14 protein-coding genes are annotated in these 9503 nt (G+C 65.5%); 4 read left to right on the top strand and 10 right to left on the bottom strand.

Annotation, left to right across the window (positions count from 1 at the left end):
- Positions 1-92: 92 nt before the first annotated feature.
- The 7 genes from VK98_RS21630 to VK98_RS21600 form a co-directional block, all read right to left on the bottom strand.
- A complete protein-coding gene (locus tag VK98_RS21630; protein ID WP_019100472.1) occupies positions 93-710 on the bottom strand; it encodes a hemolysin III family protein in 618 nt (205 codons plus the stop codon).
- A gap of 216 nt (positions 711-926) precedes the next feature.
- Complete coding sequence (adk, locus tag VK98_RS21625; protein ID WP_048412768.1) at positions 927-1583, bottom strand: adenylate kinase; 657 nt, start codon at positions 1581-1583, stop codon at positions 927-929.
- 70 nt (positions 1584-1653) lie between these two features.
- Positions 1654-2427 carry a 3-deoxy-manno-octulosonate cytidylyltransferase gene (kdsB, locus tag VK98_RS21620; protein WP_048412769.1) on the bottom strand — a complete coding sequence of 258 codons (774 nt, stop codon included), beginning with the start codon at positions 2425-2427 and terminating at the stop codon, positions 1654-1656.
- On the bottom strand, positions 2424-2606 hold the full coding sequence (locus VK98_RS21615) for a Trm112 family protein (RefSeq protein WP_048408720.1): 183 nt from the start codon (positions 2604-2606) through the stop codon (positions 2424-2426). The genes kdsB and VK98_RS21615 overlap by 4 nt, the downstream gene beginning before the upstream one ends.
- Complete coding sequence (lpxK, locus tag VK98_RS21610) at positions 2596-3615, bottom strand: tetraacyldisaccharide 4'-kinase (RefSeq protein WP_048412770.1); 1020 nt, start codon at positions 3613-3615, stop codon at positions 2596-2598. Before lpxK ends, VK98_RS21615 begins: the two co-directional genes overlap by 11 nt.
- A gap of 4 nt (positions 3616-3619) precedes the next feature.
- Positions 3620-4033 carry a biopolymer transporter ExbD gene (locus tag VK98_RS21605; protein WP_048412771.1) on the bottom strand — a complete coding sequence of 138 codons (414 nt, stop codon included), beginning with the start codon at positions 4031-4033 and terminating at the stop codon, positions 3620-3622.
- A 2-nt stretch (positions 4034-4035) separates the two neighbouring features.
- Positions 4036-4650 (bottom strand): MotA/TolQ/ExbB proton channel family protein, encoded by a 615-nt coding sequence (locus tag VK98_RS21600; protein ID WP_048412772.1) that lies wholly within the window; start codon positions 4648-4650, stop codon positions 4036-4038.
- On the opposite strand from VK98_RS21600, the gene VK98_RS23940 reads away from it, so the two are divergent.
- A complete protein-coding gene (locus VK98_RS23940; protein ID WP_156187751.1) occupies positions 4637-4999 on the top strand; it encodes a hypothetical protein in 363 nt (120 codons plus the stop codon). The two genes, VK98_RS21600 and VK98_RS23940, sit on opposite strands and share 14 nt — an antisense overlap.
- A gap of 89 nt (positions 5000-5088) precedes the next feature.
- On the opposite strand, the gene VK98_RS21595 is transcribed toward VK98_RS23940, so the two are convergent.
- The 3 genes from VK98_RS21595 to VK98_RS21585 are packed head-to-tail and all read right to left on the bottom strand — an operon-like array spanning position 5089 to position 7554.
- Positions 5089-5778, bottom strand: a complete 690-nt coding sequence (locus VK98_RS21595; RefSeq protein ID WP_048415999.1) for an HAD family phosphatase — start codon at positions 5776-5778, stop codon at positions 5089-5091.
- Positions 5775-6449 (bottom strand): DnaA regulatory inactivator Hda, encoded by a 675-nt coding sequence (gene hda / locus VK98_RS21590; RefSeq protein WP_043591991.1) that lies wholly within the window; start codon positions 6447-6449, stop codon positions 5775-5777. The genes VK98_RS21595 and hda overlap by 4 nt, the downstream gene beginning before the upstream one ends.
- Before the next feature lie 10 nt (positions 6450-6459).
- Positions 6460-7554, bottom strand: coding sequence for an AI-2E family transporter (locus VK98_RS21585; protein ID WP_048415998.1), 1095 nt, complete (start codon positions 7552-7554; stop codon positions 6460-6462).
- An 86-nt stretch (positions 7555-7640) separates the two neighbouring features.
- Here VK98_RS21585 and purM point away from each other — a divergent pair, with 86 nt between their 5' ends.
- The 3 genes from purM to purN are packed head-to-tail and all read left to right on the top strand — an operon-like array spanning position 7641 to position 9500.
- Positions 7641-8678 carry a phosphoribosylformylglycinamidine cyclo-ligase gene (gene purM / locus VK98_RS21580; protein ID WP_048415997.1) on the top strand — a complete coding sequence of 346 codons (1038 nt, stop codon included), beginning with the start codon at positions 7641-7643 and terminating at the stop codon, positions 8676-8678.
- Positions 8647-8874, top strand: coding sequence for a hypothetical protein (locus tag VK98_RS21575; RefSeq protein ID WP_156188012.1), 228 nt, complete (start codon positions 8647-8649; stop codon positions 8872-8874). Before purM ends, VK98_RS21575 begins: the two co-directional genes overlap by 32 nt.
- Positions 8871-9500 (top strand): phosphoribosylglycinamide formyltransferase, encoded by a 630-nt coding sequence (purN, locus tag VK98_RS21570; RefSeq protein WP_048415995.1) that lies wholly within the window; start codon positions 8871-8873, stop codon positions 9498-9500. Before VK98_RS21575 ends, purN begins: the two co-directional genes overlap by 4 nt.
- Positions 9501-9503: the final 3 nt, after the last annotated feature.

Raw genomic sequence — 9503 nt, 5'->3', positions numbered from 1 at the left:
GGCGAAAACCGCTGAGAAAGCGGAACCTGCGGATGATAGGTGACCGCGCTCCCCGCGCCGCTGACGCAGCGCGGCGGACTTTGCGCAGCGTCTCAGGCCACGTAGAACAAAACGCTGACAAACTGGCAGACGCTGCCGCCCAGCACGAATAGATGCCAGATGCCGTGGCCGTGGCGGATTTTCTCGTCGTTGAGGAACCAGTAGATGCCGACGCTGTACAGAATCCCGCCCAGGGCCAGCCAGAACAGCCCGCCGCTGGGCAGCGACTCAATCAGCGGCGGCAGCGCCACCAGCACCAGCCAGCCCATCACCACGTAGAGAATCATCGACAGCAGCCGGGTGCGCCGTCCCAGCGTCAGCTCCTGAATGATGCCGAACACGGCCAGGCCCCAGCTGACGCCAAACAGGCTCCAGCCCCAGGCGCCGCGCAGGGTCACCAGCGCGAACGGCGTGTAGCTGCCGGCGATCAGCAGGTAGATCGCCGAATGGTCGCACTTCTGCAGCACCGCCTTGGCGCGGCCGCGGAAGCTGTGGTACAGCGTGGAGATCAGATACAGGGCCACCAGCGTGGCGCCGTACAGGCTGAAGCTGACCACCTTCCAGGGGTCGCCCTCGCGCGCGGCCATGGTCACCAGCACCACCAGGCCGGTAATGGCCAGCAAGGTGCCGATCAAATGGGAAATCCCGTTGAAACGTTCCCCGTGATACATAGGTATTATCCTTGCGCCGGCATCGCTCCGGCTTGACGTGCAAAAACTTTTGGAGCCGCTAGCGGGCTCCGGGTTCAATTGTCCGCCTGTTGCCGCCGGCGCGCCAGCCCTTTCTCGACGCGCCAAAACAAAAGCGGGCCGCAGGCCCGCTTTTGCTTACACGGCGAATCCGGCGCCTGTCGACGATCGCTCAGCGGATCGCCAACCGGCCGCGGCTCAGACGCCCAGCGCCTTCAGCACCTCGTCGCGCACGGTTTCCACCGCGCGGGTGCCGTCGATCTTGATGTATTTCGGCGCCTTGGCGTCGCCGCTGGCGGCGCGCTCGCCGTAGAAGCCCACCAGCACCGCGGTCTGTTCGTGGTAAACCGCCAGACGCTTCTTCACGGTTTCTTCCCGGTCGTCGTCGCGCTGGACCAGCTCTTCGCCGCTCACATCGTCCTTGCCGGCCACTTTCGGCGGGTTGAAGCTGATGTGGTAGGTGCGGCCGGAGGCCAGGTGCACGCGGCGGCCGGCCATGCGCTCGACGATGGCCGCGTCCGGCACGTCGATCTCCACCACGTAGTCGATGTCCACGCCGGCGGCGATCATCGCCTCGGCTTGCGGGATCGTGCGCGGGAAGCCGTCGAACAGGAAGCCGTTGGCGCAATCCGCGTCGGCGATGCGCTCCTTGACCAGGCCGATGATGATGTCGTCGCGCACCAGGCCGCCGGCGTCCATGATCGCCTTGGCTTCCAGGCCCAGCGGCGTGCCGGCCTTGACCGCGGCGCGCAGCATGTCGCCGGTGGAGATTTGCGGGATGCCGAATTTTTCCTTGATGAAATTGGCCTGGGTGCCTTTGCCTGCGCCAGGCGCCCCCAACAGGATCAGTCGCATGAAGATCGCTCCGTCAATTTGAATAAGATGATTTGATATCGAAATCCGGGCCGCGCCGACGCGGCCCGGCTTATGGCTTCCGTCCGTCGCCCAGCAAGCGGCGCACTCGCTCCAGATCCTCCGGCGTGTCCACGCCGGCCGGCGGCGCGGACTCGACCACGGCCACCTTGATGGCGAAGCCGTGCCACAGCACCCGCAACTGCTCCAGCGCTTCGAAACGCTCCAGCGGCGCCGGATCCAAACGGTTATAGGTCTTCAGAAAACCCGCCTGATAGGCGTACATGCCGATATGCCGCAGCACCGGTAGGTCCGCGGGCAGCGCGCTCGCATCCTGTGCGAAGGCGTCGCGGGCATAGGGAATCGGCGCGCGGCTGAAATACAGCGCGCGGCCGGCGTGGTCCAGCACCGCCTTGACCACATTGGGATTGAACATGTCGGCGGCGTCGCGGAACGGATGCGCCAAGGTCGCCACCGGCGCGTCGCCGGCGGCCAGCAGCGCCGCCAGCCGGTCGATCAAGGCCGGATCGATCAAGGGCTCGTCGCCCTGAACATTGACCACGATCTCATCGTCGGCCAGGTTCAGCGCCTGCGCCACTTCGGCCAGCCGGTCAGTGCCGCTGGCGTGGTCGGCGCGCGTCATCAGCGCCTCGACGCCGTGCGCGCGGCAGGCGGACAGCACATCCTCGTGGTCGGTGGCCACGATCACCCGGCTCGCGCCGCTCTTGGCCGCCTGCGCGGCGACCCGCGCCACCATGGGCATGCCGGCGATGTCGGCCAGCGGCTTGCCCGGCAAGCGGCTGGACGCCAGGCGCGCCGGGATCACCACGCAAAAGCCGCGGCTCATTTTATCTCTTCTTCCGGCGCCAGCTCGCGGGCCTCGGCTTCCAGCATCATCGGGATGCCGTCCTTGATCGGGTAAGCCAGCCGGTCGCCCTTGCAGACCAGTTCCTGCTTGGCCTTGTCGAAAACCAGCGGACCCTTGCACAGCGGGCACACCAGGATGTCCAGGAATTTAGCGTCCATGTTTTATCTTCAGTCGATCCAGAATCCAAGCGCTCAGATCAGGCTCCAACTCCGCCTGAACCGGCAAAACCCATAGTCTAGCACGCTGCGCTGCATCATGAATCACCCGCCGCAGCTTGACCGCGTCCTTGCTGGTGACGATCACCGCGTCCACGTCGGCCGGCAGGTCGGCGGCCTCGAATTGATGATGGTCGGGCCAGGCCAGGCACAGCTCCGGCCGCAGGCCCAAGCCGGCCAGCGTGTCGAAAAAGCGCTGCGGATGGCCAATGCCGGCCATCGCCGCCAACTTCAGGCCGGCGAAATCCGCCGCCGCCCGCGTCTCCTCCGGCGCGTCCAGCCGCTGCAAAGCCGCCGGGCGCAAGCGCATGGCGAAGCGCCGCGGCCCGGCCGGCAAGTCCAGTCCGGCGTCGCCGCCGTTGACCACCACCGCGCCCGCCGCGGCCAGCCGCGACCACGGCTCGCGCAAGGGACCGGCCGGCAACAAGCGCCCGTTGCCGCCGCCGCGCGCGCCGTCCAGCACCACGATCTCCAGATCGCGGCGCAGCCGGTAATGCTGCAGCCCGTCGTCGGTCAGAATCAGTTGCACATCAGGGTGCAGCGCCAGCAGATGGCGGCCGGCGGCGACGCGGTCGCGGCCCACCACCACCGGCGCGCCGCCGGCGGCCAGCAACAGCGGCTCGTCGCCCACCTCCTCCGGCGCGCTGTCCGGCCGCACCAGCGTGGGCTGGCGATGACTGCCGCCGTAGCCGCGGCTGATCACGCCCGCCTTGACGCCTTCGCCTTGCAAATCGCGCAACAGCCCCAGGGTCAACGGCGTCTTGCCGACGCCGCCGACATTGATGTTGCCTATCACCACCACCGGCGCGTCCAAGCGCTCGGCGCGCAGCCAGCCGCGGCGATAAGCCAGCCGCCTGGCCGCCGCCGACAGGGCAAACAGCCCTTCCAGCGGAGCCAGAAGGGCTGTCAGCCACCAGCGCGGCCGATACCATTGCCGTTCTATCCAATGCATGCGGCTATTGCGAACGGGTGGCGAAAGTCAGTTGGTTGAGCCCGGCCTCGCGCGCCGCCTCCATCACCGTCACCACTGATTGGTGCGTGGCCTTGGCGTCGGCGTTGACGATGACGATCACATCGGTCTTGCCCGCGGCGTCGTCCTTCAGCTTGTTCAGCAGCGCCGCCTTGTCGCCGGCGGCCAGCTTGGCCTCGCCCACCGCCATCTCGCCGTTGGCGGCCACCGCCACGGTGATTTCCGACGACTTGGTCTTGGCCTGCTCGCCCTGGGCGGCCGGCAGATTGATCTTGAGTTCGGCGAACTTGGAATAGGTGGTGGTGACCATCAGGAAGATCAGGATCACCAGCAGCACGTCGATCAGCGGAATGAAGTTGATCTCGGGCTCTTCGCGACTGCGGCCTCGGCGGAAATTCATGCTCAGCCCCCGTTTTTACGCTCGCCGTGCAGCACTTCCACCAGCTTGACCGCCTGCGACTCCATCTCCACCAGCAGACCGTCCACCTTGGAGCGGAAATGGCGATAGAACATCATGCTGGGAATCGCCACGATCAGGCCGAAGGCGGTGTTGTACAGCGCGATGGAAATGCCGTGCGCCAGCGCCTGCGGGTTGTTGCCGGCCGGCGACTGCGAGCCGAAGATCTCGATCATGCCTATCACCGTGCCCAGCAGGCCCAGCAAGGGCGCCATCGCGGCGATGGTGCCCAGCGTGGTCAGCAAGCGCTCCAGCTGGTGCGCCACCACGCGGCCCTCGTCCTCGATCGCTTCCTTCATCACTTCGCGATTGCCGCCGACGTTGCGCAGACCGGCGCAGAACAGGCGGCCCAGCGGCGAATGTTCCTGCAGCTTGCGCAACAGCTCGTCGCTGGCGCCGGCGCGGCGGTATTCCTGCAAGGCCTGCCCCAGCAGGCCCTCCGGCGCCACGCTGCTCTTTCTCAGGCTGAACAACCGTTCAAAGATAATCGCCAGCGACACGACCGAGGCGGCGATGATGGTCCAGATCGGCCAGCCGGCCGCTTCAATGATTGACCACACGAGGAGGTTCTCCGAAAAACGATTGCAAACACTAGGGTCTGCCGCGCCGGTTTCACCTTGGCGAAACCCGGCGCGGCAGACCCTGAACTTTAGCGGCATCCATGCCGGTTCAGCAACCGGCGTCGCGGCGCGCGCTCATCGCCGCGACCGCAAACAGGCGCTTAGCGGCGAAAACTACGCAGAGTTGTCAACAAAGCCGCCTAAACCCATCTTTTATAAAGGCTTTCGAATTCTCGCCCTATTTCGTCGGCGGCGCTCGAAACTCAACTTGACGAAAGCCCCGCCAGGCAAGGCTTTCAAGCAAATCTATCAATTTCGCGACCGCGATTGGGGGCTGCCGCTTTTTTAACCTTTGCCAGCAAAAGCCAAGCCCCGGCAAGCGATCCACACAGTTATCCACAAGGTTATTCAGCCGCCGCTGTGGATAATTGCCGCGCCTCAATCCCGCAGCGAAATCACGCGCCAGCCCTGCTGCTCGGCGTGGGCGCGCAGGGTGTCGTCCGGATCCACCGCCACCGGATGGTCGACCAGCTTCAGCAGGGGCAGATCGTTGTGCGAATCGCTGTAGAAAAAGCTCTGCCCGTAGCTGTCCATGCTCAGGCCGCGCTCGTCCAGCCACTGCTGCAAACGGGTGATCTTGCCCTGCTGGAAGCTGGGCACGCCGCTGACGCGGCCGGTGAAGCGCCCGTCCTCTTCCTCTTCCAGCTCGATGGCGATCAGATGCTCCACGCCCAGTTCGCGCGCGATCGGCCCGGTGATGAAGCGGTTGGTCGCGGTGATGATGATGATCTCGTCGCCCTGGGCCGCGTGCGCGGCCAGCAATTCGCGCGCCTTGCGGGTGATGATGGGCTTGATGTGCTGTTCCAGGTAATCGGCGTGCAAGGCGTCCAGCTCGGCGCGGCTGAAGCGCTTCAGGGGCTCCAGCGCGAACGCCAGATACTCGTGGATGTCCAGCGTGCCCTGCTGGTACTGCCGGTAGAAATAATTGTTGCGCTCGTCGTAATGCGCCTGTTCCAGAATGCCGCGCTGGATCAGGAAGCGCGGCCATTCGAAATCGGAATCGCCGGCGATCAGGGTGTGGTCGAGGTCGAACAGCGCCAGGTTGCGCAATGCGGTGGTGTCGGTCATGGTTCCGGGCTTGCGGTTTGCAAAACGTTTTTCACCAGCGGCACGGTAATCGGCCGCCTCATGGCCAGAGAGTAGCGGTCCAATATGTCAATCATGCCGATCAGGCTGGACAGGTCGCGCCGCCAGTGGGTCAGCAGGTAGCGGTAGACATCGTCCGGAATGGACAGCTGGCGGCTGGCGGCGTGGCTGCGCAGCGCGGCCAGCTTGTCCTCGTCCGACAAGGCCTTGACCTCGAACACCAGGCCCCAGCCCAGCCGGGTGCGCAGATCGTCGCGCACCGCCAGGGCCATCGGCGGCTGGCGTCCGGCCATCAGCAAGCGCGACTCCCCGCTCTCTTTCAGCGAGTTGTAGAAGGAAAACAGGGTGATCTGGTCGTCCGGCGCCAAGTCGTCGACATGGTCGACGGCGATGAAGCTGGCCTCGCGCGCGAAGTCAGGCAGATGCTCGGTCTTGCCGTCCAGATAGATGGAGGCGCGCCCCAGCCGCTCGGCGTGGGCGATCCAGGCCTGCAGCAGATGCGTCTTGCCGCAGCCGGGCTCGCCCCACAGATAGATGAAGCGCTCGCCGGCCTCGGCCGTCAGCGCGGTAATCACCTCGCGGTTGCGTTCGGCCAGGAAATTGTCGAAGGCCGGCAAGGGGGTGGGCGTCAAATCAAGTATTAACTGGTCCAAGTGAAGGCGATCAAACTGGGTTTTGATGTCTGTTTCTGATTTTACGCTGATAAAAGCGTGTGTTGAAATAAGCGCGCGCCAGAAAGCGGCATATCACCAGGGTGGCGGCCGCCATCGGCAGGGCCAGCAGCAGGCCGGCGAAGCCCAATAACTGTCCAAACGCCAGCAGGGAAAATATCACCGCCACCGGCGACAGGCCGATGCGCTCGCCCACCAGCCAAGGGGTGATCAGGAAGCTTTCCAGCAACTGCCCGGCGCCGAACACGCCCAGCACCAGCAGCACTTCGCCGGCGGAATCGAACTGCAGCGCGGCGGCCAGGCCGGCCAGCGCGAAGCCGAGAAAAGTGCCCAGATAGGGAATGAACACCAGCAGGCCGGCCACCACGCCGATGGCGATGCCGGACTCCAGCCCCAGCAAGGCCAGGCTGGACGCGAAGATCAGCGCCATGATCAGCATCACCGACAGCTGGCCGCGCAGGAACTCGCCCAGCACCCGGTCCAGTTCTCCCGCCAGGGCCTCCACTTCGCCGGCCCAGCGCCGCGGCACCAGCTTGGCCAGCATCGCCGCCATCCGCGGCCCGTCCTGCAGGAAATAAAACAGCAGCACCGGCAGCAACAGCAGATTGAACAGCAGGCCGGCCAGCATGAAGCCGCTTTGGGTCGCGCGCAGCGCCACCGCCGACAGCGCGCTCTTCAAGGCGCCGGCGTTGGCGGCCAGCGCTCGCTTCCAGCCGGCGGCGTCCAGTTCCAACTGGATGGCGAACTCGGCGCGCAGCCAGGGCAGCAATCTGCCCTGGGCGAAGTCCACCAAGACCGGCAAGCGGTCGATCAGGCCCTGGGTCTGCTTGAACAGCATAGGCGCCACCACCAGCAGCAGGGCGAAGGTGGCGGCCATGCCGGCCAGCGTCACCAGGCCGGCGGCCAGCGGCCGCGGCAGGCCCTTGCCGGCCAGATGGCGCATCGCGGGATTGAGCACATAGGCCAGCACCGCGGCCACCGCGAACGGCGTCAGCGCGGCGGCCAGCTGCTGCAACAGCCAGCCGGCGAACAGCAAGGCTGTTGCGCCGATGACCCAGGGAATCAGACGGTTTTGGGAGCGTTTCATCGCGACTTCAGTTAAAATGTGCTGCTTTCGCGTCGGCGAAAGCTTGATGTAAAAATACTTCAAGATTTGCAGAAAGCGAGTTTACCTTGAACACCACTTCCCTCAGTTACCGTGATGCCGGCGTCGACATTGATGCCGGCGACGCGCTGGTCGAGAACATCAAGCCTTATGCCAAGCGCACCATGCGCCCGGAGGTGATCGGCGGCATCGGCGGTTTCGGCGCACTGGTGGAGATTTCCAAGAAATACAAGGAGCCGGTGCTGGTTTCCGGCACCGACGGTGTCGGCACCAAGCTGAAACTGGCCTTCGACTGGAATCGTCACGATACCGTGGGCGTCGACCTTGTGGCAATGAGCGTCAACGACATCCTGGTGCAAGGGGCGGAACCGCTGTTCTTCCTCGACTACTTCGCCTGCGGCAAACTGGACGTGCCCCAAGCCACCGACGTGATCAAGGGCATCGCCGCCGGCTGCGAACAGGCAGGCTGCGCGCTGATCGGCGGCGAGACCGCTGAAATGCCCGGCATGTACCCGGCCGGCGAATACGACCTGGCGGGCTTCGCCGTCGGCGTGGTGGAGAAGAGCGCCGTGATCAGCGGCCGCGACATCGCCCCCGGCGACGTGGTGCTGGGCTTGAAATCCAACGGCGTGCATTCCAACGGCTACTCGCTGGTGCGCAAGATCATCGAACGCGCCCAGCCGAACCTAGACGCGCCGTTCGAGGACGGCCGCAGCCTGCGCGAAGCCATCATCGCGCCCACCCGCATCTATGTGAAGCCCTTGCTCAAACTGATGCAGGCGCTGCCGGTCAAAGGCATGGCCCACATCACCGGCGGCGGCATCACCGAGAACACCCCGCGCGTGCTGCCGGACGCCGTCGTCGCCCAGATCGACGCCGCCGCCTGGCCGCAGCCCAAGTTGTTCCAGTGGCTGCAGCAAGAAGGCAAGGTCGACAGCCAGGAAATGTACCGCACTTTCAACTGCGGCATCGGCATGGTGGTGATCGTGGCGGCGGAACACGCCGACCAGGCCGCCGCGCTGCTGCAGGCCGAAGGCGAAACCGTGTACCGGATCGGCGCGGTGCGCGCCCGCAATGGTGACGAACATCAAACTCAGATCGCCTAAAACGCTGCGTTGGATGCTACTGGCGCCGCTGGCCCTGCTGGCGGCGTTTGTCATTTATCGCGAGGCCGCCATTCTGGCCGACCTCGACCGCTGCCTGGACCTGGGCGGCAGTTGGCACGAACAGCAGTTGCGCTGCATCACCGATGCCGCTGACTGGGAACACTATCTGGCAACGTCTCCGTCGATTCCATCATGAAGAATATCGTCATCCTGATTTCCGGCCGCGGCTCCAATATGCAGGCCATCGTCGACGCCGACATCGCCGGCGCGCGCATCGCCGCGGTGATTTCCAACCGCCCGGACGCCGCCGGCCTCGCCTGGGCGGCCGAACGCGGCATCGCCACCGCGGCGCTGGACCACAAAACCTTCGCCAGCCGCGAGGACTTTGACGCCGCGCTGGCGCAGCTGATAGACAGCCATCAACCGGACCTGGTGGTGCTCGCCGGCTTCATGCGCATCCTCGGCGCCGGCTTCACTCGCCGCTACGAAGGCCGCATGTTGAACGTGCACCCGTCCTTGCTGCCTGCCTTCACCGGCCTCAACACCCACCAGCGCGCGCTGGACATAGGGTGCAAGCTGGCCGGCTGCACCGTGCACTTCGTCACCGCCGAACTGGACCACGGCCCCATCGTCGCCCAGGGCGTGGTGGAAGTGCTGGACGACGACGACGCGAACACGCTGGCTGAACGCGTGCTGCTGCTGGAACACCAGCTCTATCCGGCCGCCGTGCGCCGCTTCGTCGCCGGTGAATTGAACATCGCCGCCGGCAAGGTGGCCAGCGGCGCCGCCGTTGCCGGCAGCCTGATGGCGCCCGCGCCCTGAGTC

It is taken from the genome of Chromobacterium sp. LK11 (genome assembly GCF_001043705.1).
Taxonomy (GTDB): Bacteria; Pseudomonadota; Gammaproteobacteria; order Burkholderiales; family Chromobacteriaceae; genus Chromobacterium; species Chromobacterium alkanivorans.
This window is presented reverse-complemented; position numbering and strand designations above follow the sequence as displayed.